The organism is Protofrankia sp. Cas4, from assembly GCF_963555915.1.
Classification (GTDB): domain Bacteria; phylum Actinomycetota; class Actinomycetes; order Frankiales; family Frankiaceae; genus Protofrankia.
Map to the genome: position 1 here is coordinate 2,270 of NZ_CAUVXL010000272.1, position 24,732 is coordinate 27,001.

18 protein-coding genes are annotated in these 24,732 nt (G+C 68.3%); 9 read left to right on the forward strand and 9 right to left on the reverse strand.

Annotation, left to right across the window (positions count from 1 at the left end):
* The 4 genes from U9979_RS24750 to U9979_RS24765 all read right to left on the reverse strand — a co-directional run.
* A partial coding sequence (locus U9979_RS24750; protein ID WP_322781180.1) for a hypothetical protein occupies window positions 1-1,180 on the reverse strand: 1,180 nt, incomplete at its 3' end.
* Window positions 1,177-3,000 (reverse strand): glycosyltransferase family 87 protein, encoded by a 1,824-nt coding sequence (locus tag U9979_RS24755; RefSeq protein WP_322781181.1) that lies wholly within the window; start codon window positions 2,998-3,000, stop codon window positions 1,177-1,179. The genes U9979_RS24755 and U9979_RS24750, both read right to left, overlap by 4 nt.
* A 142-nt stretch (window positions 3,001-3,142) precedes the next feature.
* Complete coding sequence (locus tag U9979_RS24760; protein WP_322781182.1) at window positions 3,143-5,662, reverse strand: transglycosylase domain-containing protein; 2,520 nt, start codon at window positions 5,660-5,662, stop codon at window positions 3,143-3,145.
* A gap of 237 nt (window positions 5,663-5,899) precedes the next feature.
* Window positions 5,900-6,301, reverse strand: coding sequence for a DUF5318 family protein (locus tag U9979_RS24765; RefSeq protein ID WP_322749182.1), 402 nt, complete (start codon window positions 6,299-6,301; stop codon window positions 5,900-5,902).
* Between the two features lie 321 nt (window positions 6,302-6,622).
* Between U9979_RS24765 and U9979_RS24770 the strand changes: the two genes are divergently transcribed.
* Window positions 6,623-7,252 carry a PadR family transcriptional regulator gene (locus tag U9979_RS24770; protein WP_322781183.1) on the forward strand — a complete coding sequence of 210 codons (630 nt, stop codon included), beginning with the start codon at window positions 6,623-6,625 and terminating at the stop codon, window positions 7,250-7,252.
* A 169-nt stretch (window positions 7,253-7,421) separates the two neighbouring features.
* Window positions 7,422-8,492 (forward strand): inositol-3-phosphate synthase, encoded by a 1,071-nt coding sequence (locus U9979_RS24775; RefSeq protein WP_322749180.1) that lies wholly within the window; start codon window positions 7,422-7,424, stop codon window positions 8,490-8,492.
* A 143-nt stretch (window positions 8,493-8,635) separates the two neighbouring features.
* Here the strand turns inward: U9979_RS24775 and U9979_RS24780 are convergent, their stop codons facing one another.
* The 5 genes from U9979_RS24780 to U9979_RS24800 all read right to left on the reverse strand — a co-directional run bounded on the left by U9979_RS24780 (window position 8,636) and on the right by U9979_RS24800 (window position 14,369).
* Window positions 8,636-10,012: an MFS transporter gene (locus U9979_RS24780; RefSeq protein WP_322781184.1), complete on the reverse strand. Its 1,377-nt coding sequence runs from the start codon at window positions 10,010-10,012 to the stop codon at window positions 8,636-8,638.
* A gap of 108 nt (window positions 10,013-10,120) precedes the next feature.
* The gene (locus U9979_RS24785; RefSeq protein ID WP_322781185.1) at window positions 10,121-10,531 is read right to left on the reverse strand and encodes a type II toxin-antitoxin system VapC family toxin; all 411 of its coding nucleotides are present in this window, start codon (window positions 10,529-10,531) and stop codon (window positions 10,121-10,123) included.
* Complete coding sequence (locus U9979_RS24790; protein WP_322749177.1) at window positions 10,528-10,791, reverse strand: hypothetical protein; 264 nt, start codon at window positions 10,789-10,791, stop codon at window positions 10,528-10,530. The genes U9979_RS24785 and U9979_RS24790 overlap by 4 nt, the downstream gene beginning before the upstream one ends.
* A 230-nt stretch (window positions 10,792-11,021) precedes the next feature.
* Window positions 11,022-12,608 carry a sulfatase gene (locus U9979_RS24795; protein ID WP_322781186.1) on the reverse strand — a complete coding sequence of 529 codons (1,587 nt, stop codon included), beginning with the start codon at window positions 12,606-12,608 and terminating at the stop codon, window positions 11,022-11,024.
* Between the two features lie 237 nt (window positions 12,609-12,845).
* Complete coding sequence (locus U9979_RS24800; RefSeq protein ID WP_322781187.1) at window positions 12,846-14,369, reverse strand: CCA tRNA nucleotidyltransferase; 1,524 nt, start codon at window positions 14,367-14,369, stop codon at window positions 12,846-12,848.
* A gap of 173 nt (window positions 14,370-14,542) precedes the next feature.
* Between U9979_RS24800 and U9979_RS24805 the strand changes: the two genes are divergently transcribed.
* From U9979_RS24805 to trxB, 7 genes are all read left to right on the forward strand, one after another.
* Window positions 14,543-15,010 (forward strand): NUDIX hydrolase, encoded by a 468-nt coding sequence (locus U9979_RS24805; RefSeq protein ID WP_322766437.1) that lies wholly within the window; start codon window positions 14,543-14,545, stop codon window positions 15,008-15,010.
* Window positions 15,011-15,048: 38 nt separating this feature from the next.
* Entirely contained in the window at window positions 15,049-17,742 is a 2,694-nt protein-coding gene (locus U9979_RS24810; RefSeq protein WP_322781188.1) for a DUF6049 family protein, read from the forward strand.
* Window positions 17,739-19,619, forward strand: coding sequence for a murein biosynthesis integral membrane protein MurJ (gene murJ, locus U9979_RS24815; protein ID WP_322781189.1), 1,881 nt, complete (start codon window positions 17,739-17,741; stop codon window positions 19,617-19,619). Before U9979_RS24810 ends, murJ begins: the two co-directional genes overlap by 4 nt.
* A 276-nt stretch (window positions 19,620-19,895) precedes the next feature.
* Window positions 19,896-21,659: a protein kinase family protein gene (locus U9979_RS24820; protein ID WP_322781190.1), complete on the forward strand. Its 1,764-nt coding sequence runs from the start codon at window positions 19,896-19,898 to the stop codon at window positions 21,657-21,659.
* Between the two features lie 33 nt (window positions 21,660-21,692).
* Window positions 21,693-22,424 (forward strand): RNA polymerase sigma factor SigM, encoded by a 732-nt coding sequence (gene sigM, locus U9979_RS24825; RefSeq protein ID WP_322781191.1) that lies wholly within the window; start codon window positions 21,693-21,695, stop codon window positions 22,422-22,424.
* Window positions 22,418-23,416 carry a hypothetical protein gene (locus U9979_RS24830; protein ID WP_322781192.1) on the forward strand — a complete coding sequence of 333 codons (999 nt, stop codon included), beginning with the start codon at window positions 22,418-22,420 and terminating at the stop codon, window positions 23,414-23,416. The genes sigM and U9979_RS24830 overlap by 7 nt, the downstream gene beginning before the upstream one ends.
* Before the next feature lie 236 nt (window positions 23,417-23,652).
* Complete coding sequence (trxB, locus tag U9979_RS24835; protein WP_322781193.1) at window positions 23,653-24,663, forward strand: thioredoxin-disulfide reductase; 1,011 nt, start codon at window positions 23,653-23,655, stop codon at window positions 24,661-24,663.
* Window positions 24,664-24,732 lie beyond the last annotated feature (69 nt).

The following is a 24,732-nucleotide window of genomic DNA, read 5'->3' on the forward strand; positions in this document are numbered from 1 at the left end:
CTACGCCGACGACCACGGCGGCCATCTCACCACGCCAGAACCAGGTCCACGCCGAGGACTGCGACGCGTCGAAGGCCCCATGCCAGGTCGCCCGCCATCCCACCCAGGGCCAGTCGATGTCCCGGTGCCAGCCGACCCGCATCGCCCAGGCGTAGGAGTCCCACCGTCCGGTGCGCACCCGTAGGTAGGTGACGAAGGCGAGGACGGGCAACGGAGGCAGCGCGAGCGCGAGTCCCGACGTCGCGAACACCGGTAGCCCCGCGCGTCGCCGGCTGACGACATACTGCACCGCCAGCCCGACGCAGAAGGGGATTCCGGTGACCCTCGTCGAGGCTGCACCGGCGCCGAGCAGGCCGGCGAGCCACCAGTGCTGGCGGCGGGCGGCGAGCCAGGACGTGGTGGCAAAACCGAGGAAGATCGCCTCCGAGTACCCGGCGCAGAGGAATACCGCATAGGGGAACAGCAGCAGCGCGAGGACCGCGAAGTCCGCGGCACGGCGGTCCTGGTCACCCGGACCAGCCCAGAGCCGGATACCGCCGGCGGCCCGTCCGGTCCCACCGCGGGCTTGTCCGGTCCCGGCGGACACCGGTCCGGTCCCGGCGGCGGCCCGTCCGGTCCCGGCGGACACCGGTCCGGTCCCACCGGACGACTGTTCGATTGACGCCGAAACCACCGGTCCGGTCGAGGTGGACGCTCCTGCGGCCGAAGTGTCATCGATCTGCATCTGCCAGATGGCCGCCACCGCCACGGCCCCCGCGACGAACGAGACCGCCATCCCCGCGACCGTCCAGTCACCGATGAACAGGTGGGCGAAACGCATCGCGATCGGGTAGCCCGGAAAGTCCACCTCGGTGTGGTCGGTGTACATCGGGGACTCGTACCCGAACCGCGCGACCTTGGTGAACAGTCCGACATCCCAGCGGTTCCACAGCGCCGACACGCCCGGCAGATCAGCACCCGGTTGACCGGACAGTGCCCGGGATGTGGCCAAGGACAGCACGATGACCGTGACCCGACTGACGAACCAGATCGGCAGGGTCGCCCGGACTGCTTGCGGAATCCAGTTCAGCCACGTCCGGACTATGCCGGGCGCACCGGACCCGGGCAGCGCGGCCAGGCCGGAATCCGGTTGGGCGCGACCGGTCCGGTCAGGGCGGGGATCTTCCGATGGCACGGTCATGGACCAGCCCCGACGGCCGCCGCCCATCCGCCCGGCCCGGCCTGCGTCGCGTCCCGGTCCGTCGCGGTCGCGGTGTCCGCCGTGGCGCGCATGGCCCGACGACTGCGCCGGTCCGCCGCCCCGTCGAGCACGCCACCCGCCGGGTCGTCCGCTCCGGTGACGCGGACGACGTCCAGTTCGGGCCGCAGGATCTCGCGTACGACCAGCGAGGCGAACACACACAAGGTGAGGTCGCGGATGACGACGGCGCTCACGAACCAGCCACGGTCGATCCCGGACGCCCCGTTGGTGTCGTTGTAGACGAAGTGCAGGAACCGGGTGAGCAGCACATATGCCTCGCTCGCCTGCCAGGCCAGGAACGCCGGCCACCGTGGCCGGGCCAGCGCGGCGAGCGGTACCAGCCACAGCGTGTACTGCGGCGAGAAGACCTTGTTCGTCAGCAGGAACACCGCGATCGTGAGGAACAACAGCTGGGGCAGGCGCGGACGCCGGGGCGCGAACCATCCCAGCGCGGCTATGCCGAGAAGAAGCATCGCCAGTACGACTATCGAAATGATGTTGAGTTTGCCGGTGGGGATGCCGTGCTCCCGGACATCGGTCAGCACCGCCGGGACACAGGCCGCGACCAGTAGCCACCCGGTGCACGCCACCAGCACGATCGGCCAGCGCCAGGCCGGCCATCGCGACGTCGCCGCGATGGCGATGACGGCCAGCGCGATCCCGACCACCGCCATGGTGAGCAGGTGGACGGCGCCGAACATGTGGGTCGAAAAGGAGCTGGCCAGCCAGGTCGTGGCGAAGGCCAGGGAGTCCCAGTCCGGACCGCGCTCGGAGTTGAGGTCGACGAAGCGCAGCATCGCGTTCGTCCCGTCGCCCCAGTGGCCCCCGAGCTTGCCGAACCAGTCACCACCGGCCCACAGCGTCGTCCAGATGCTGTCGCCGACCCGTTCATCGCCCTTGAAGTACCCGGCAACCAGCCAGAGGGGCACCCAGACCGCCAGTGCGGTCACCACGGTCGCGACGAACGTGCGGACGAAGGGCCGAATTCTGCCCGCACGCAGGGTGAGCACTGCCAGCGGCAGCAGGAACAGCACCGGGTAGAACTTCGTCGCCGCTCCGAGCCCGATCAGGATGCCGGCGAGCGTGGGTGCTCGGCGTGACCAGGCAAGCAGGCCGGCGGCGGCGAACGCCACCGCCAGGATGTCCCAGTTGGTCATGAGATGGAGCACCAGAACGGGCGCGAGCGCGACCAGTGCGGCGTCGAAGGCTCTGGCCCTGCCCGCGGTCAGGGCCGTGGCGAACACCGCGACGCAGGCCGCCACCAGGAACAACAGAGCTGTGACGTCATAGAAGGTGGCTGTTCGATGATCGATCGTGTAGCTGGCCACAACCTGGCGGCCACCGTCGTCGCGGTACACCGGCTGCGACGGCGAGGCGAATCCGGCGACGGATGACGCGAACTGCATGGCCGCGCCGATCAGCGGCGGGTATTCGGTGGGGTAGTCGAGGAAGGGCCGCTTGCCGTTGGCCAGGCCCTCCTGGCCGTACAGGGCGACCACGTCGGAGTAGCACATGCGCGTGTACTGGTACTCGTGCGACCAGTTGCGGGTGTCGCGGCACGGTGCCTTCTGGGCGTAGGCCAGCAGGCAGATCAGGACGGTGAAGGCCATCAGGACCCGCAGTGGCGTCCACCAGCTCCGGTTGACACCGATGCGGGCGTGGGCCCCGGGCGGACCACCGATGAGCATGCTCGCACCGGCAACCACGGGGTCCTCGCCCGACGGACTCACCCGTCGGGCGGGCGCCGTGGGACGCGACACGTCCGGATCCGTCCCAGGATGTGTCTCCCGGCAGCCATCAACCATGGGGCATTCTCACCCGACCAGCATGGGGCACCGAAACAGCATGGCTTCCATGCGGGGCGCGTCTCGCGCTCAGTGGTTGCCGCCAGACGTCATGAGCTCACTGCACAGACCCGGCCTGGAACGGAAGAATGTTACCGGTACCGCTGGTGGGCGATGGTCTGGCCTTCGGTGTCACTGTCGGTTGCACCGGGCCGGGTGGGGTGGTTGCGCCAGCGGTGGGCGAGCTTTCCGGAGTCGGTCGCGACTGCGTGGGGAACGGCAGCACCACTGACGGCACCGGCGCGGGCAGCGGCGGGACGCTCGGCCCGGGGGTCGGCGACGGTGACGCGTTCGTGACCGTCCCGACGTACTTCGGCGCGACAAAGGGCTGCGGCGCCACGCCGGTCAGGGCGCCGTCCATGAAGGCCTTCCAGACCTTGGCGGGATAACCGCCGCCGTAGACACCGCTCATGGCCCCGGGGATTCCGGTCAGCGCGGTCTCCTTGCTCACCCCGCCGTCCCCGCGGAACATGTTCACGCAGGCCGCCACCTGCGGCACATAACCGCAGAACCATGCGGTCCGGAACTTGTCGGTGGTACCGGTCTTGCCAGCCACCGGACGGCCGTCGGCCAACTGCGCGGCCTTGCCGGTGCCGTCCTTGATGACCGACTGCAGAGCGTAGGTCACATCCGCGGTCACACTCGCCGACAGTGCGGTCGTCGATCCCGTCGGACCCTCGTAGATGACCTTTCCCTTGCCGTCGACGACCCGGTCGACGAGGTGTGGGGTGGTCGCCTTGCCCCCGTTCGCGAAGGTGCTGTAGACCGCGACCATGTTCTTTGCGCTGATGCCGTCCCGGCCCAGCGTAACCCCGGCGTCGTCGGTGAGCGCGACGTCCTTGGACACGCCGAGGGCGCGCGCGGTGGAGATCACGTTGTCGATCCCGGCGGTGATACCGAGTGGCACGAACACGGTGTTGATGGACTCCGCGGTTGCCTTGACCAGGTTGGGATAGCCGAAGTTGCCGTGTTCCTCGTCGTTGTGAACGACGTAGGTTCCAGTGCCGTCGGCGGAGTTTCCGGGAATCTTCAGCACGTCCGGGGCCTCATAGGTCGAGTTCAGGCTCGCGCCGTGCGTCAGGGCGGTCGCCAGCGTGATCGGCTTGAACGTCGACCCGGGCGGCACCTTCGCCTCTGAGACGTTGTCCTCCCAGAAGGTCTGGCCGTTCGCACCCTTGCCGTAGATCGAACCGCCATACCAGGCAAGGACCCGCCCGGTGCTCGGTTCGACCGCGACCAGCCCGGTTCGCAGATCGGGCACGGCCGTGGACGGCTTCTGGAGCACGTTCGTGACGGCCAGGTAGGCGGCCGTCTGGCGACCCTGATCAATGCTGGTCTGAATGCGCAGACCCTGGAGGTTGATCTGCTGCTCGGTGATACCGGCGGCGATCAGCTCGGCCTTGACCTGGTCACGAATATAGGCGGCCTGTGGCGATGACACCGCCAGGCCGTTGGACTTGTCCCATTCCTTGGTCACCGGTGGCTTCTTGTCGGGACCGGCGCGGGCCGCGTCCAACCATCCCTTGGCGGCCATCGTGTCGATCACTTCGTGCCAGCGACGCTCGGCGGCGGCCGGGGTCGCCCGCGGGTCGAGAGCGTTCGGGGAGCGGATCAGCCCGCCGATGACCGCGCCCTCCTCGGCCGTGAGGTCCTTGGCGGGTTTGCCGAAGTAGGTCTTGGCCGCGGCCTCGATGCCGTAGCATCCACGGCCGAAGTAGATCGTGTTCAGGTAGAATTCCAGCACATCATCCTTGGAGTACTGCTGATCGATCTTGATCGCCATGGCGATCTCTTTGAACTTCCGGGAGAAGGTCCGTTCCTGGGTCAGATAGGCGTTCTTGGCGTACTGCTGGGTGATGGTGGAACCGCCCTGGGCGATCTCGCCACCACTGAGGTTCACCCAGATCGCGCGGGCGATCCCCTTCGGGGAGATGCCGGGCTCGCTGTAGAAGTTCTTGTTCTCGGCGGCCAGCACCGCGTGCTGGGCGTCCACCGACACCTGGGAGAGCGGGACGTTCGTCCGGTTGACCGTTCCGATCTTGGCGATTTCGGTCCGGCCGTCGGCGTAGGTGATGACCGACGTCTGTTCGGCGGTGTTCACCGTTGCCGGCAGCGGCACCTTTGTGAAGGCCAGGACGAGCGCCACCAGGGCTGCGACCATCAGCACGCTGGACAACAGCCCGAGCAGGACCAGCCGGCGCAACCACCGTGGACGGTTTCGCCAGAACATCGGACCGTGCTTGCCCTGGCCCTTCCTGACCGTGGACGCGGCCGCGCGGCGACCCGCACGCCGGGCCGGGGGGTCGCCGACCTGATCAAGGGCGTCACCCGCAGCCGCGGCGGGCACGTCATCCGGGCGAGGGCGGCGCACGTAGGTGGTGGAGTCGCCGGTGCGCTCGCGGACGCCGATGCGTTCCATCGCGGCGCGGTCCGTCGTGTCGTAGCGGCTGTCGCGCGCCCCACCCCGGCCGTCGGGACCACGATCGGGCGCGCCCGAACCGGCGGTACGGGGATGGTCCCGGCGGACCGACGAACGGCGCACGTGCGTACGTGCGTTGTCATCGTCGCGCGGGTGCACGTCCCGATCGTAGGGTGGCCTCACTGACAGTCCCGTCCGTTGCGGCAGGGGGTACGGACCCCGCATGGTCGGTGGCTGCCGGGAGACGCTACGCCGCCCCACCTGGACGCACCCACACCGGCTCCGGCAAAACCGGCCTCAGCCTGCCTCAGCCGGCCAAAGGGCGTGCGATCGTGCCCTTTCCGCACGCCCGGAGGCCCCACACAGCCAGCCCGGCCAAAGGGCGTGCGGGCGCTCTTAGTCTGCCGTGCGCCGACGGCTCCCCCGCCTGACTCGTGGCTGGCCGGTCCCGATCACAAAAGACGTGGTCAGATGGTTCCAGCCACAGGAGGTGCAGACCTCCACGACATAGACGTTCAGCTCGCTGAAGCGCTGTTCCAGCGCCGGCAGATCCCTGGTGGGGCGGACCCGCCCGGAGCTCACGCCAAGCTCGTCACCGTAGGTGTACGTCACGTTGATCAAAGGTTCGTTACGACAGACCGGACAGCGCCGGGTGGTCGCCTCGCCATGATATCTGGCTGCCCGGAGCAGATATGGGTGAGCGTCACAGACGTCTGTCGTCGACACCCTGCCCGCATGCAGGTCAGCGAGTGTCGCTCGCCGGGCGAGCGCGTAGTCGATAACCGACCGTGGGCGCATGGCAAAGACGGTACGCCGGATGCGGGGACCCGGCAGACGGTCCGGACAGATGCGCCCCGAGTGCCGGAGAACCCTCCGAACACGGTGTGCCACGGCCGGCCGAGACACGATCCAACCATCTCGCCGTTCCACACCAGACATCCGTTGTTGCCTTGGATTCCCCGAAGTGGCATCCTCGATGTATCGAAGCGATATGTCTGACCGCTAGATCACCATGACGAGATCACCATGACGAGATCAAAATAGCCAGATCACAACCATCGGTTCAGGCACTCGCTGGATCAGACAACCGCCAGGTCGATTACGGTGGAGGGAGCGGCAATGCTGGAGTTGGCCGTCCTCGCGCTGCTCTCGGAGAGTCCGATGCACGGCTACGAGCTGCGGAAGCGGCTGAACACCGTGCTGGGTACCTTCCACCGTTTCAGCTACGGGTCCCTCTATCCATGCCTGCGCAAGCTCGCGGCCGAGAGCTACGTCACCGCCGACGACTCCAGTGCCGCGGGTCGCCTCGGCGGCCGCAGCCGCGTTGTCTACACCCTCACGGCCGAGGGCAAGGAACGCCTCGTCACCCTACTCGGTGAGGGCGGGCCGTCCTCCTGGGAGGACGAGATGTTCGGCGTCCGGTTCGCCTTCTTCGGCAAGACCGACGCGGCTGTCCGACTGCGCATCCTCGAAGGTCGACGCGGCCGGTTGGAGGAACGGCGTGAGAAGGTCCGGTCCGCCCTGACCAGGACCCGCGAGCGGTTCGACTCCTACACCCTCGAGCTGCAGCGCCACGGCCTCGAGTCCGTCGAGCGCGAGGTCCGCTGGCTCACTGAACTGATCGAAACCGAACGGGCCGAGACCGGACGGACGCAACCACCGCCGACCGCCGTGTCCGCGGGGCTGCCACCAGACCTGCCCGCAGCTCCACAATCAACCGGGTCTCCAGGTGCGCAGGAGGATCAATGATCGCGCACCTTCCGGCCAGCGTGCCGACGCCACCGGGCCGGGAGGACAACGGCGACGCAGTCCCGCCCACCGGGTAGTTCGGCGGCACCGCAGGGCCCGCATCCCCGCCCCACCCACCAGCGTCCACAACCAATACCGCTTCACACACAGCCAAAGGGAGCAGACCGTCATGGGTTCGGTACGTGTCGCTATTGTCGGTGTGGGCAACTGCGCCGCATCCCTCGTCCAGGGGATCGAGTACTATCGCGACGCTGAGCCGTCGGCGCAGGTACCGGGCCTGATGCACACCCAGCTTGGCCAGTACCACGTTCGGGACCTGGAGTTCGTCGCGGCGTTCGACGTCGACGCCAAGAAGGTCGGACGCGATCTGTCCGAGGCGATCGTCGCCAGCGAGAACAACACCATCAAGATTGCCGATGTGCCGCCACTGGGCGTCACCGTCGCCCGCGGCCACACTCTGGACGGCCTTGGTCGCTATTACCGCGAGACGATCGCTGAATCCGACGAAGAACCCGTGGACGTGGTGGCCACGCTGCGTGAGTCCCGAGTCGACGTCCTTGTCTGCTACCTGCCGGTCGGCTCCGAGAACGCGGCGAAGTTCTATGCCCAGGCCGCGATCGACGCGGGCGTCGGGTTCGTCAACTGCCTGCCGGTCTTCATCGCGGGCCGCGCGCAATGGGCGGAGAAGTTCCGCGCGGCCGGCTTGCCGATCATCGGGGACGACATCAAGTCGCAGGTGGGCGCGACAATCACCCACCGCGTCCTGGCAAAGCTGTTCGAAGACAGGGGCGTTGTCCTGGACCGCACGATGCAGCTCAACGTCGGCGGCAACATGGACTTCAAGAACATGCTCGAGCGGGACAGGCTGGAGTCCAAGAAGATTTCCAAGACACAGGCAGTGACGTCTCAACTCTCCCACGACATGGGCCGGGACAACATCCACATCGGCCCGTCCGACTACGTCTCCTGGCTCGACGACCGCAAGTGGGCCTATGTCCGCCTCGAAGGACGCGCGTTCGGCGATGTGCCGCTGAACCTGGAGTACAAACTTGAGGTGTGGGACTCGCCGAACAGTGCCGGTGTGGTCATCGACGCGGTTCGCTGCGCCAAGATCGCTCTTGACCGGGGTGTCGGGGGGCCGCTGGTCGCCGCATCCTCCTACTTCATGAAGTCGCCGCCGGAGCAGTACCGCGACAACGTCGCACGTGACAAGCTGGAGGCGTTCATCCGCGGCGAGTAAGAGCGCCCGGGCGAGGCGTCCCGCGCAAGGCGACCCGGGATGTACGAGAGTGGTCCGGCCACCCGGAGGGGGCGGCCGGGCCACTCTCGTCGTCGCTCACCGTCTGACCGCGGTCAGCTGCATCAGGCGTCAGGCGTCAGGCGTCAGGTCGCAGTCCTGGTGGGAACCGTTGTCATCGGGCTCGGCTGCGCTGCGGCTGTCGGCAACCGGCGGACCTCCACTCCCCCGAAGCCGTCCAGATCAGACGGGTCAGACGGGTCGGACGTCCGCCTGCTCAGGTACAGCAGCGCGCACACGATGTACCCGGCTCCGGCGACCAGCACCATAACCGCCGACCTGCCGGTGGCCGGCAGGGTGATCGCCGCGAGCGCGGCAGCGGCCACGTAGGCGACGTTGAACAGCAGATCGTAGAGGGCGAAGGCGCGCCCCCGGTAGGCGTCGTCGATCTGTTCCTGCACGATCGTGTCGACACAGATCTTGCTGGCCTGGGCGGCGAACCCGATCGGCACCGACGCGACGATCAACAGCGCCGAGCTGAACGGCAGACACAGGGAGATCTCGATGATCCCGGCGCCGAGCAGCACGAAGATGATCCACATCTGCTTGCTGACCCGGCGGGTCACCCGCGGCGTCACGAAGGCGGCCGTGACCGTTCCCAACCCGCCGGCGCCCACCAGCAGGGCAAGGCCCGCCAGACCTCCGACGGCGCCCGTGAAGTAGTTACGGTAGAGCAGGATCGCCATAACCGATGTAAGACCATATGACGCCCGGGAACCGGTCAAGGCGGCCAGGGCGTACCGGGCCGGCGCCCGCCGCCACAGGTGACCCGCTCCGTCCGCCAGTTCCAGGACCACCTGCCCGACCTCGCCGAGAACGCCCTGCCCGGGCGTGGCGTGCACGGGGCCGAACTCGCCCCGGCCCGCTCGGGCGGCGGTCCCCGCGGCAAGCAGGTAGACGACGCCGGAGAGCGCAGCCACAAAGGCGACACCCGCGTCGTCCCCGCCGATCAGCCCCCGCAGACCACTGCCGATACCGGCGCCGATGAGGGTCGCAAGCGTGCCGGCGGTCGTCGATACGGCGTTCGCCGTGACGAGCCGCCCCGCAGGGACGACCACCGGCAGGCCCGCGGACAGCGCGGCGAGCACAAACCGGTTGACGCTCACCACCGCCAATGCGGCCGCATAGAAGTCGGCACCGGTATGGCCGGCGGCGATCAGCACGACGAGGATGGCGAGCAGTACGGCCCGGGCCAGCGCGCTGACCACCAGCACCCGCTGCCGCGACACCCGGTCGAGCAGGATCCCGGCGAACGGTCCGATGACACTGAACGGCAGCACCACGATCGCCAGCGATGTCGCCAGCGCCGCGGCGGAGGTCGCCCGCTCCGGCGAGAACAGCACATAGCTGACCAAACTCGCCTGGAAGACCCCGTCCGCCGTCTGCGAGGTCAGTCGGGAGCTGAAAAGCCGCCGGAATCCGGTCAGCTCGAACAGTTGTCGCAGATCTCCGGCCCGCGCCACAGCATGAGCCTACGGACCCAGCCGGTCATGCGTCCGAGCCGTGCCCCCGCTGGCACCGCCCGACCCTCGGATGTGACGCAACGTCACCGTGAACGTCAGTTCGGCAGGTCAGTTCGGCAGGAGGGTGAAGGCTTCAACGTGCTTCGGCCGGACGACGCCGAAGTGACGGCGGTCCAGCGTGGCGATCTCCGTGACGCCCAACCGCTCAGCGAGCGCGATGACCGACGCGTCCACCCCACCGAGAGGGAAGTCCGCATACCGATCAACGAGATCCGCCATACGATCAAGATCCGCAATTTTCAGTTCGACGACAGCGAAATGACCGGTGACAAACGACCGCAGGAACTGTGCTTCGACACGAGGGCCCGCGTCCCTCTGGAGAAGGTGACAAACCTCTGCGACAACCGGCGGTGGAACGATGAACGGCCCCTTCTCCGGACTGAGGAGATCCAGGCTCGCAGCATGATGGCGATCCTTGCGGTTGGCAGCCGCCACGATCGGCCCTGCATCAACGATCAATGTGACCCCACAGTCGCATTGACGATCTCACTGGCCCGCTCGCCAAGGTCCGGATCGCCGTCGAAGCTGGCGAACCATGGCGGCGGCCAACCGGACCCGTCGGAGGCGGGGCCGGCGTCCATCCCGGTTACGGCAGGGACGAGCTCGAGGTGGAGACGTGCGCGGCGGCCTCGCGGGACGCCGTGACGCTCCAGCTCGGAGACGAGGTGGTCGTCAACGACGACCTCGAGGTCATAGCAGACCGGTTCTGGAGTAGCCATGCGATCAGGATAGCGCAGATGAACTGCTTGCAAGCAAATTGTCCACAAGAAAAGTGAGTTTTCCACAGGCAATGCCCGCCCAACCGACACCGCCCCGCGGCCTGAGTTCCGCGGGGCGGTGCTGTGTCCGGGGTGCTGTGTTCGGGGTGCTGTGTCCGGGGTCGGTGACGCGGTCCGGCCACCTCCGGTCAGTCCGGTCAGTTCGGTCCGGTCGGTCCGGTCAGGTCCGGTCAGGTCCGGCAGGACGCTCCGGCGCAGGTGGCTAGCTGGTTCAGCCGCGCGTCGAGCTGGGCGACCAGAGCCGCGTTCTGTGCCATACCCGCCGGGGTGGCGAGCAGGTTCGTGAGTTCGTACGGGTCGGCCGCCAGGTCGTAAAGCTCGTACTGGTGGACCTTGGGCGCCCGGTCGACGTCATACCAGCGGACGTAGAGGTAACGCTCGGTCCGCAGACCTGTCCACGGTGGCAGGTCCAGATAGTGAGCGGTCGCGTTGGTCACCTGCTCGGCGGCGATCCCGTCCTGGCCGTCCTCGCCGGGGCCCGCATACTGCCCCAACAGGTCACTGCGCCACGACGGCGGTTGCTGGCCGTGCAGCATGCCGGCGAGCGACTGCCCGTCGACGTCGGCTGGAACGCTCACCCCGGCCAGCTCCAGGAAGGTCGGCGCCAGGTCGATCTGCGCGACCATGTGACTGTCCGTACCTGCCTTGATGCCGGGTCCGGCGACAACCAACGGCACCCGCAACGACTCCTCGTACGGGGCCATCTTCTGGACGAGACGGTGCGAACCGAGGTTGTAGCCGTTGTCCGAGGTGAAGACGAGATAGGTGTTGTCCAGCTTTCCGGTGTCACGCAAGGTAGTCACAATGTTCGCCACCATGTCGTCGAGGGCGTACAGCGACCCCATCCGGTTCTGGTAGTCCCAGTTGTTGGTGGCCAGCACCAGAGCGGACCGCTCGGTCGCGCTGGACGAGAGCCACCACGGCTTGTCCGAGACATCGGGCTCGAGGAAGTTCGGGCTGTGCGGAGCGGTGGCGCTGGCAAACGGGTTGTTGGCGTCCCGAGGCGCCGGTGGCAGGGGCAGGTGCGGCGCGGTGGACGCCGCGTACCAGAAGAACGGCGTGCCGTCAGTGGCGGCCCGGCGGATGAAGTCCGTGGACTTGGCGGCGACTACGTCGGTCGAGTAGTTGGCCGGATTGTCCGGACCGCCGTACTGCACCATCGTGCCGTTCTCGTTCAGCGTGTAGTTGTATCCGGTGTAGAAATTGTTGTTGACGCTGCCATACCATTCCGACCAGCCCGGCGGAATGTGCTCCGGCTCGTTCTCGATTCCGTTCATGTACTTTCCGGCGAGACCGGTGCGGTACCCGGCGTCATGCAGGTATTTGGCGAAGGTCTTCTCCTCGTTACCGTTCGCCGCGAACGTGGCCCAACCACCGACGTCACCGGAGTTGGTGAGCACGCCGGTGTTGTGGCCGTACTTTCCGGTCAGGATCGTGCCGCGAGCCGGGCAGCAGATGGGCGTCGGAGCGAAGCTGTTGGTGAACGTCAGCCCACTGTCCCGGATGAGGGCGGCCGTGTGCGGCATGGCCTCCCAGTACGGCGAGGTGGTCGCGTCCAGGTCGTCGGCAAGGATGAACACGAAATTCGGCCGACTGTCGCTCTTCGCCACGTTCACCGCGGCCAGCGGCGCGGAACTCCTCGCGGATGGCCCGGATCGCACCACGGGAATAATCACGGCTGCCATCGCAATGACGCCGAGTACGCCGGCGATGCCGAACCGCGCCCGCCGTCCGAGATGTCGATGTCGTGCGGACACCACATGCCTCCTTCTCCGTCCTCCGAGCGGAGCCGGAAACGGCGCGACGTTCGTTCTTCCACGCCGCCGGCGGCTCGCATCCCGAACCACTCGGCAGAGGAACGAAGTCGATCGTGACCGCGCCGCGTGTGAACGGCTGGAACGCAGGGTGTGAGTGCGATTCGAAAGCCGGCCCACCACATCGGGCGGCCCACTGAAAGGGACCGCCCGATGTGGTGGGCCTGCGGGCGGGTCGAGCTAGGTTGCCTGGTCAGGCAGGTCAGGCAGGTCAGGCAGGTCGCCGGGAAGCGGGACGTCGTTCTCCCGTGCCCAGCGCAGGAGTTCGGTCTCGGCCGCTTCCCGTCCTACCAGACCCGCCTCGAAACGGAAATCGAGCATGTGCGCCCGCGCCTGGCCGACCAGCCGCCCGGGCGAGAGGCCCAACAGCTCCATGATGTCGTCCCCGGAGAGTTCCGGGCGGATCGCGGCGATCTCCTCGCGCTCGGACAGCCGGGCGATCCGCTCCTCAAGCGTGTCGTAGGTCGCGGCCAGCATCTCGGCCTTGCGCCGGTTGCGCGTCGTGCAGTCCGAACGGACGAGTTTGTGCAGCCGGGACAGCTGCGGCCCGGCATCGTGGACGTACCGCCGGACCGCCGCGTCGGTCCACTCGCCGCGACCGTAGCCATGGAACCGCAGATGCAGGAACACCAACAGGGTGACCGCGTCCGCGACGTCCTTGGGGAACCGCAGCTCCGCCAGCCGTTTGCGGGTCATGTCGCGTCCGACCACCTCGTGGTGGTGAAAGGAGACTCCGCCGCCGGGTGCGTGCCGGCGGGTCCGTGGCTTGCCGATGTCATGCAGCAGGGCGGCCCAGCGCAGCACCTCGTCCGGGCCACCGTCGGGCAGCGGGTCCTCCAGCGCGATCGCCTGGCGCAACACGGTCAGGGTGTGGGTGTAGACGTCCTTGTGCTGGTGGTGCTCGTCGATCTCCATCCGCAGTGCGGGCAGCTCCGGCAGGACGATGTCCGCGACCCCGATGTCCACCAACCGTTCCAACCCGGCCACCGGGTCGGCGCCGACCATGAGCTTGCGCAGCTCATCCCGGATGCGTTCGACCGAGACGATCGTCAGTCGGGGTGTCCTGGAGCGCATCGCCGCGACCAGCTCGCCGACCGGGATCAGCCCGAGCTGCGCTTCGAACCGGGCGGCCCGCAGAATGCGCAGCGGGTCGTCGTCCAGGGACGCCTCGGGGGAACCCGGGGTCCGCAGCACCTTGCGGGCGAGGTCCGCCATGCCGCCGAACAGGTCGATGAACTCGTGGCCGGGCACGGACACCGCCATCGCGTTCACGGTGAAGTCGCGACGGACGAGATCGCCTTCCAGCGTGTCACCGTAGGCAACTGTCGGATTCCGCGATGTCCGGTCATACGCTTCAGTGCGGTAGGTGGTCACCTCGAACCGCACCCCGTGGCGGATCAGACCGACGGTTCCGAACGCGATCCCGGCCTCCCAGGTGGCGTCCGCCCAGCCACGGGTGATCTCAAGGACACGCTCCGGACGGGCATCGGTGGCGAAGTCGAGATCGGCCACACCCAGGCCATCGGCCGCGGCGTCGACGTTCAGGCGGCCGAGCAGTGCGTCCCGGACCGAACCACCGACGAGGTACAGGCTGTGGCCGGCACCGGCAAAGAGCCGCCCCAGGTCGTCGGCGGGAGCCGGTACCTTGAGAAGGGCACTGACAGCCCGTTCCGCGGAGTCACGTGGGTTGTCCAGGCAGATCACCGACACTCTTTCAGCGTATCGGCCGCCCCTGCCCTCCACCGGCCGGCCACCCGTCGACGCGCAATCGCCGGCGATCCACCACGGCAGGACCGGCGTCAGCGCGATGGCGGAGCCTATGTCCGACAGTGACCGTGCACAGCGGGTGTGACGCGGACGACTCGTACGATCAGCTCATGTCCCCGTCCTCGACATCCCCTCGTCGGCGACTTCGGCGGGTAGAGGAAACTTCGGCGGGCGGGCTCGTCCTGGATGACCCTTCAGAAATGGCGAACGCAGCGCTGATCGCGCGCCGTGACCGCCGTGGCCGACTGTTGTGGTCGCTGCCGAAAGGGCACGTCGAAGGCGGCGAGACCGCGGAACAGGCAGCGGTTCGGGAGGTGGCGGAGGAGACTGGTGTGACCGGACGGGTACTCGGTCGGCTCGGCACGATCGACTTCTGGTTCGTGGCCGGACGGGCACGCGTGCACAAGACCGTTCACCACTATCTTCTGCTACGGACAGCCGGGGAGCTGTCGGACGCCGATGTGGAGGTCAGCGAAGTCGCCTGGGTCCCGCTGGTGGAGGTCCGCGAACTACTTGCCTACGACGACGAACGCAGGCTCCTGAGCCAGGTGCCCGGCATTCTCACGGACACCACGTGACACACCGCGGTGATTCTCTGACGTTCCGGAGCATCAGAATGATCACTTTGATCCTGATGTCACTCGCCATGCTGACGCTGGAAACAACCTCGGTCCGCGCGCAGCCAGACCCGGCGTCCACAGAATCCACCGGAGTATCCACAGCTTCGACCCGGGTATCCACAGGTTTGTCCCCAGCCCGGCCAGGCCTTTCGAGCCCACGGCTGAACAGATCGTCACTCGTGGCCTCGACCACTCCCGCGAACGCTTCCGAACAACCGGTACGTATCGACATCGACGAGTTCACCCAGATCGGAAGGCCCCAGTCGCCGTTGAAGGTGACGGGCCGCCTGAAACTCACCGGGACTGTCCAGGTCTCAAACCTTGAGGTACGGGTCGACCTCGGCCGTTCGATGTCCAGCCGCGGTGACCTCGCGAACCTACGCGCCAACACGGGCGCGGCGGCCGCGCTGAGCTACCCGACGGCGGTTGCCTCCCAACCGATTGCGAGCCCGCTGGTGCCGGGCGCGCTGCCGGCGGCATTCACCGCAAGCACCAACCCGGCCGGCCTGAACCTGCCTGCGGCGCTGAAGGTGTACCCGGTGCGGATCACCGCGACCGGAACGGTAGCCGGCCAGCGCAGAATTGTCGGTACGACATACACCTTCCTGGTCTGGGCACCCGTCGACGTCACCGCGCCCACGCCGATCTCGGTTGTGCTGCCGCTCGCGGACGTGCCACGGCTGCGCGCGGACGGTCGGCTCACCGACGATGGTCTGACCGACCTCGTCGCACCGGGTGGCCGCCTTGACCGGTTGCTGAACGCCGTCGTTGCGGCCCAGGGCGAGCAGGCACCGACCGTCACCCTCGCGGTTGACCCGGTCCTCGTGCAGACCCTGAAAATCATCGCTGACGGCCCGTACGAGGTGGCCACACCGTCCGGTCCGAGCCCCCGACGCCCGAGCCGGGATGCCGCGACCTTCCTGGCAAAGCTGAAGGCGTTCGCGGACGCGGGCGGCACGATCTTCGCCCTACCCTACGGCGACGTCGACGTCGTGGCGCTGACCCGGGCGCAGGAGTTCCACAGCATCCTGGTGGCGCTGCTGACCGGCCAGACCGTCATCGCCAACGCCATCGGTCGCACACCGGACACGACGATCGCCTACCCCGCCGGCGGATTGGTCGACCAGACCACGCTCGACCTGCTGCGCCGGATGGGTGTCACCACCGTGATCACGGACGCACGCCTGCTGCCGCCGAAGGACCCGGACAAGGGCTACACCCCCGCGGCGAGCACCACCATCGCGACGTCCGGTGGTGTCACCCGGGCACTGGCCGCCGACACGGAACTGGCCAGGCTCGCGACCGGGACCACGACACCGCCCGATCGCTCGACCCAGGCAGAGTCCTTCCACGATCTCATCGCCGAACTCGCCATGATCACAGCCGAGCGTCCGGGTCTCGCCCGGGCACAGACGCTGGCGTTGCCCCGCTACTGGGACCCGCCGGCCGACTGGGCGCAGGAGGTGTTGGGCAGCCTGTCGACCCCGTTCTCCCGGCCGGTGCCACTGATCGGGACACCGGCGGCGGGTACCGCGGCGGGTTCGGCTGCCGCGAGCGGCGAACGCGGTCCCCTCGGATACCCCGACTGGGCCCGGGCGGCAGAGCTGCCCGGCACCCGGATGATCGCCGCAGAGGATCTGCGCAATCAGGTACAGGCCCTCAAGTCCGTACTGTGTCCACAGGGCTCGGGGTCACCGGGACTGCGCAACTGCACGGCCGCCGGCATTGACGCGATGGAGAACACCCTCACCGCAACCGAGTCGGTCGCCTGGCGGATGGGCGCCGCGGGCACGGACGGCGCGGACACCCTGAGCTCGGGTGTCGCCGGGGCGGTACGCGCCCTGCGGGAGGGCATCCGGGTGGTCGCGTCCCGGAGCGTGTCGCTGACAAGCAAACACGGCAAGGTTCCGGTCACCCTCGAGAACAACACCACGTTTACTGTCAACGTGGTCCTCTCCCTGGCGTCCACAGACCACTCGCGACTACGATCAGCGACAAGAGTGGTACTTATAGTACCCGCCCTGCAGAAGGAGCAGATCGAGGTCGACGTCGATGCCGAAGGTGCCGGTACGTTCCCCGTGGACATCCAGATACTCACTCCCGCCGGCCGACCGCTGTCGGCCGGTCCGCCACTGCGGATCCTGGTGAAGTCGACGGTCTTCGGGGTCATCGCCGTGGCGATAACCGGCGGTTCACTGGCCGTTCTCGTATTCGCCGTGGCGATTCGGCTGGTCCGTCGGCTGCGGGCCCTGCGCCGGCAACCTCCCGCCGACCCGCTCCCGCCGCAAGGTGCGGATATTCATGATCTTCCGGATAGTCCGGACACGCTGGAATGCGCACGCCGGACGGTCGCGGAGCCAGCTTCGCGCGACCCACGAGCCGAGGAGCACCGGGCAGACGCACGCCGGACCGGTGAGTACCGCAGAGACGGCCTGGAGCGGCTCGTCCGCGCCACCAACGCGGTCAGAAACACGGAGAGGGCCGGGTGCCCGGAAGGCGTCAGGAACGAAAAAGTCGCCGAGCACAGGGAAACCGGGAGCCAGGGAACCGGAGGCCAGGGAACCGGAGGCCAGGGAACCGGAGGCCAGGGAACCGGAGGCCAGGGAACCACCAGGGGCCAGGGAACCACCAGGGGCCAGGGAACCACCAGGGGCCAGGGAACCACCAGGGGCCAGGGAGCACGGCGGTGACGGCCGGACCCGGAGACGGGACCAGGAAGCCGCCCGCCCGACATCGCAGACGATCCGACTTCGATCCCAGCGGGCCGACCACCCAGACGTCGGGACCCTTCGGTGCGCCACCAGCCGCGCCGCCAGCCGCGCCGCCAGCCCGGCCCCAGCACCTCACACCGCGCCAGGAAACACACCTGGGCGCGCCCCACCAGGTCCGGCCGGGACGGGGCCCGGCGACCGGCGGCCCGGCGACCGGCGGCCCGGCGACCGGCGGCCCGGCGAAGTCCGCCGGCCGCGGGGCGATGACCCTGGGTCGAGCCAGCGGCACGATGGCGATCGGCACGGTCGCGTCCCGGGCATCGGGTTTCCTGCGGACGGTGGCGATCGCGACGGCCATCGGCACGGGCGCGGCCGGGGACGCCTACAACGTCGCCAACACCACCCCGAACATCCTCTATGACCTGCTGCTCGGCGGAGTGCTGTCCAGCGTCATCGTGCCGGTACTCGTCCGGGCCGCCAAGGACGACCCCGACCAGGGCGAGGCGTTCGCATCCTCGCTGCTCACCCTGGTGGTGCTGGCGCTCGGTGGGGCGGTGGTGGTCGCGATGGTGGCCGCCCCGCTCATCATCAACGCCTATCTGGCCGCCGGCGGCGCCGAGCGGGACCTCGCCGTCACGTTCCTGCGCTGGTTCCTGCCACAGGTGATCTTCTATGGCCTGGGCGCCACGATCGGGGCGATACTCAATGTGCGGCAGTCGTTCGCCGCACCGATGTTCGCGCCCGTACTCAACAACCTGATCGTGATCGCCACCTGCATGGCGTTCATCTTCGTGCCCGGCCCCAGGCCGCCCACCGTCGGCGGGATCAGCAATGCCCAGATCACGGTGCTGGCTGGCGGCACGACCCTCGGCGTGGTGGTCATGACATTCGCCCTGCTGCCGTCGCTGCGTGCGGTCGGGTTCCGCTACCGGCCGCGGCTGGACCTGTCCCACCCCGGGCTGCGCCAGGCGGTGCGGCTGGCCGGCTGGACGCTGCTCTACGTGGCGGTCAGCCAGGTCGGGTACCTGGTCATCGTGCGGCTGTCCAGCTCCGCGACGGCGTACACCATCTACACGTACGGATATCAGATCTTCCAGCTACCCTACGCGATCATCGCCGTATCGGTGATCACTGCGCTGTTGCCGCGGATGAGCGCACACGCCGCCGACAACCGGCGCGACCTCGTCCGCCAGGATCTCTCGACCGGGATGCGCCTGGCCGGCGTCGTGATCGTGCCGGCAGCACTCACGTTGCTGGCGCTGGGTCGCCCGATCGCGGTCACGGTCTTCGACCACGGCGCCGTGAACTACGCCGGCGCCCTGCGGATCGGCGACACCCTTGCCGCCTTCGCCGTCGCCCTGGTGCCGTTCTCGCTGTTCCAGGTGCAGCTGCGGGCCTTCTACGCCCACCAGGACAGCCGCACACCCGCACTGATCAACATAGGTGTCGTGGCTACAAATATCATATGCGCGGTCGCGCTGAGCTCACTGCTGCCCGACAGGCAGCGGTCGGTCGCGCTGGCACTGGCCTTTGCCGCGTCCTACCTGGTAGGTGTCGCAGCCTCGTCAACACTGTTGCAGGCTCGCCTCGGCGGCATCGACGGCGGACGGATCGCTCGCATGCTCACTCAGGTGACCATCGCCGGCGGCCTGAGCGCGGTGGTGGCAGCAGCCGTCGCCTCGGGAGTGCGTATGATCATTGGTTCGGGCTGGGTCGGTTCCGGCGTGAGCGTGCTCCTCGCCTGCACGGTTGGCACTATAATATACCTTACGACTATTATCCGGATGCGACTGGCGGAGATGGCGGCGCTTGTCACGACTGTACGTAGCCGGTTCGGTTCCCGATCTGCGCACTGATTCCAATCGCAACCGGTGCAATCACCGATCGGCAGGCCAGGGGCTCGTACACTGAACAAGCTGCATCCGGCTACGACAGCCGGGCGCGTCGGTGATGACGGAGGCACAGTGGTCGACGGGCACAACCGACCGCCGCTGGCTGACGTCAATGAAGATGTGACGAGCAGCGCAACCCGCCGGGCCGACACCATGGCGGCACCTGGGTCCCACTCTCCGTCTGCGGATGAGACGGGCCCGATGCCGCCGCCGGGGCCTGACACACTTCCGGTGAAGACCATGCTGGACGGCCGATACCAACTGCTGTCAGTCATGTACGCGCGTGGTCCGGTCACCCTGTGGCGCGGCGACGACCGCATCCTCGCCCGCCCCGTCGCCGTCCGCGTGGTGCAGCGCTTCAGCCCGGACGCGCACGACTCCGCGGCGGCGGCGCATGATCGCGCCGCCGAGATGCTGTTGTCCGCAGCCATCGCCTCCGGCCGGCTGGTTCACCCGGGCGCGGCATCGACCTATGACGCAACCTCGACCACCACCGGCGCCGGTCCGGTGTCCTACGTGGTGAGTGAATGGGTGGAGGGCACCTCCCTGCAGGCGTTGTCCGCCGAGGGCCCGCTGCGGCCGGACCAGGCCGCGACCGTGATGCTGGCCGTCGCGCGGGTGCTCGCCGCCGCCCACGAGCGCGGCATCCACCACGGCGACCTGCGGCCCAGCGACGTCATCATCTCGCACCACGGCATGGTCAAGGTGGTCGACCTCGGTACCGGCTCGGTCGTCGCCGCCCTGGAGAAAGGCGCGCACAGCCAGGTTGAACCATGGGCCGACTCCACCAACCTGGCCGCCGACGACGTCCGGGCGATGGGTGGTCTGCTGTATTCGGCGCTGACCGGACGGTGGCCGCTGGACCGCGAGTGCGGGCTACCCACAGCGCCGCCGACCAGCGACGGACGGGCGTGTTCACCCCGCCAGGTGCGGGCGGGCGTACCCCGAAACCTCGACGCGCTCACCCTCGCCACGCTCGGGGACGACCGGGCGCACCGCCCGCCGATCGCATCCGCCGCGGAGCTCGCCGAGGCCCTCGAGGAGATCGCGCCGCCCGAGGGCACCCTCGACCTCGGGCGGGTCCGCATCGACGACGAGCCGCCGATGACCCGCGCCATGGCCTCAGGGTCCCCGTCCACCGAGTACGCCGCCACCGGGCACCCGGTGGACGGTGGACGGCAGGGTCCGGCCGGGCAGAACCCCGACCCGAACGGTGGTTACCCCAGGGGTGGCGGCTCGCGCGGCGGCAGTGCGGGAGACGCCTACCCGGTCAGCTCCGGCTATCCCGCCAACAGCGGCTATCCCAACGGCGGGCTGGAACGGTTGCCGACACAGCAGCGCGCCGCATCCCGGCGACGCGGTGCCAAAGGCTCTCCGTACTCCAAGGGGACCTCATGGTCGCCACGCCGCATCCTGGCGATCGTGGTCGCGCTTGTGGTCGCCGTAACCCTCGTCGTCGTCGCGATGACCATGCTGAACCGCGCTCCGCAAAAGAAGATCACGACCGCGCCGACACCGACCGCGTCAGCGACCACGGCGGTGGGTGTCGTTCTCAAGCCCACCGTCGCGGCGTTCGACCCCCAGGGATCTGACGGCGACGAGAACAACAGCGATGCGCCGAAGGCGATCGATGGGAATCCAGCCACGTCCTGGACGACGAGTGGCTATAACAACACCGACGGCAGGCAGTTCGGCGGGCTGCCCAAGAGCGGGGTAGGTCTCCGGCTGGACTTTGGCCAGCCCGTCATCGTCCGCGACATGACGATCACATTTGGCGGTGGTCCAACCTCGTTTGAGCTACGGGCCGGTGATGCAGCGGTCAACGACATAAACGGCTACCCGGTTGTCGTCTCCGAGGCCGCTGCCCCAGCCGGCACAGCCACCACCGTGTCGGTCCCGGCGACAGCCGCCCACCAGTACTGGGTCGTGTGGCTGACCAAGCTGCCGACGGCTTCAGACGGGCGCTTCAAGGGTTCGATCGTCGACGTGTCCTTCCACTCGTAGGGCCACGGTCCCCCGCCCCCGGGCCGTCGTCCGATGACCACGTCCGAACCGTCCGCGGGTGAAGCGTCCACGTCTGAAGCGCCCGCGGGTGAAGCGCCCGCAGGTGCGGTCGGCGACACTGCGCTCTCTCCTGCGCCAGAACAGGCCGAACAGGACCGGGACCTGCTCCGCCGGCATCTCGACGGCGATCCGGACGCGTTCGCCGCGCTGGTTCGGGCCCACGGCAACCGCATGTGGACGGTGGCGGTCGGCATGCTACGCGACCGCGAGGACGCCGCTGACACCGTCCAGGAGGCCATGCTCTGCGCCTACCGCGGTGCCGCGACATTCCGGGGTGAGGCGTCGGTGGCTACCTGGCTGCACCGCATCGTGGTCAACGCCTGCCTGGACCGGCTGCGTCGCCGGGCGGCTCGACCACAGGTTCGGCTGCCCACAGACGGCGAAGGCGAACTGGCCGAACCGCGCGACGCCATGGCCGAGGGTGAGACCAGGCTCGCTGTCGACGCCGCACTCAGCCGGCTGCCCGAAGCGCTACGGCTGGCGGTGGTGCTGGTCGACGTCCTGGGGTATTCGGTCGCGGATGCGGCCGCGCTGCTCGCCGTGCCGGTGGGCACAGTGAAAAGCCGGTGCGCGCGAGGACGCACAAAGCTGGCTGTAATGCTCGACTACCTGCGTCCTGGGAACCCTACGGCGCTCGATTCCGTCAGTCAGAGCAGGCACGTCAATGCATCCGACGCGGCCGGAGGAGGTGACCAGCGATGGTAGCTGATCAACATCCGGATGTTGAGCGCCTCGACGCCTATGCCGAGGGCGACCATTCGCCATCCGGCGTGGCCCTGCATGTCGGGGCCTGCCCGCAGTGCCGCGAAACCGTGACCGCGCTGCGGCAGGTGCGTCGGGATCTCGCGGCGCTCGCGTCGGTGACGATGCCCGAGGATGTCGCCGAGAGGCTGCGCGCCGCCCTGATTTCGGAGCAGGACGGTCAGCACCGCAATAGTCAGCACCGCAATGGCCAGCACCGGGATGGGCAGCACCGGGATGGCCGCAACCCGGCCGCCGGCCAACGGACACTGTCGAGATCATGGCGACCGGGGCGGATTCCAACCCGGGTTCCGACCCGGCCCCCGGGGATCCCGGCGTGGTTCACAGCGGCGGCCTGCCTGATCGTCGTGGTGGGCATGGTCAGCTTCGTGGTAACGCTGGCCCACCATCCCGCTCAGAGCACCGCCAGTGAGGCCAGCAGCCGGCTGGCGGCACCACTGCCGGCGCGGGCGGCCGCACCGCTGACGGCGCGGGCGCCGCGTTCTACCGCGGGAGACAGCTCCGCTGGCGAGATTGCACCCGGTGCGGTCGCCGACACGGCCTCAGCCATCCTCGCGCATACCGGGCGCCCGGTGACCATGGCCGAGATTCCCCAGCACGCACTCGATCTGGTGACCGGACGGATACCGGGAACGCTCCGGGTGTCACTGCACGAAGACGGCGCTGCCACGACCGATCCATCCGCCGCGGTCGCGTCTGTCATCACCGAGATGACCCAACCGGACCTGCGCTTGTGCTACGTCACCCTGGCCGCGCAGACGGGCGGGACCATCGCCGCACTCGATCTGGTGACCTTCAACGGGCAGCCGGCCGTGCTGGTCGTCCTGTCCAGCCCGAATGACACCGACCAACTGCAGGTGGCCGTGCTCGACGAGCGGTGCAACGTCACCAACATGACGGCGGCCCTGTGGTACAGCACAACCGCTTCCCGATAATGACCTTTCCCCGGCCGAAGGCGGCGCGATGATGCTCTTACGCGCCGCCGGCGGCCCCACCCAGGCCAACCCGGCCGAAGGCGGCGCGATGATGCTCGTACGCGCCGCCGGCGATCTCAAGTAGATCTAGCCGGACCGTGACCGGTGCCCCGGGAATCGGGCGCGCAGTGGGACGGTTGTGGCAGGCGCACGGCCTCACCGGCAACGGCCGGCGACCCGAAAGGACAGGTGGAGATGTGACCGCGCAGAGCAGCGGGCTCGGATCGAACGATCCGGATGTGCGCGACGTCGTGATCATCGGATCCGGCCCGGCCGGCTATACCGCGGCGATATACACGGCGCGCGCGAACCTGCGCCCGCTGGTCTTCGAGGGTGCCGTCTCAGCCGGAGGCGCGCTGATGACCACGACGGAGGTGGAGAACTTCCCGGGCTTTCCCGAGGGCATCCAGGGCCCCGAACTCATGGAGGGCATCCGGCGCCAGGCCGAACGGTTCGGCGCGGAACTCATTGCCGACGACGTCACCGAGGTCGATCTGCGGGCCGACCCGAAAATCATCACCGTCTCGGACAAGACATACCTCGCCCGCACTGTGATCATCGCCACCGGCTCCTCCTACCGCATGCTGGGCCTCGCGGACGAGGCCCGCCTCCTCGGCCACGGCGTGTCGGCATGCGCGACCTGTGATGGGTTCTTCTTCAGGGACCAGGACATCATCGTCGTCGGTGGCGGTGACTCGGCCTTGGAAGAGGCAACGTTCCTGACCCGTTTCGGCCGGTCCGTGACGATCATCCACCGGCGAGACCGACTGCGGGCAAGTGCGATCATGCAGGAACGCGCGCTAGCCAACCCGAAGATCCGTTTTCGGTGGAACGCCGTGGTCGAGGCCATCCTCGGCGACGACACGGTCACCGGCGTCACAGTGCGCGACACCGTGACTGGCGAGACGGACGATATCCCCGCGACCGGCCTGTTCGTCGCCATCGGCCACGAGCCTCGGTCGGAGCTTGTTCGTGGGCAGCTCAAGCTCGACGAGGCCGGGTACATCGTGGTGGACCATCCCTTGACCACTACCAACCTTTCAGGCGTCTTCGCCTGCGGTGACGTCGTCGACCACATCTACCGGCAGGCCGTCACGGCGGCGGGCACCGGGTGCGCAGCAGCGCTGGATGCGGAGCGTTGGCTGGCCGCACGCGAAGGCGAAGGCGAACAGGTACCACGGGCACCCGCCGAGACGGTCACGCAGTGAGCGCCGGCGACAGTCACGGATTCCGGATGCCCTAAGAGCGCCCGGCAATAGGGGGGTGGATCAAGGAGC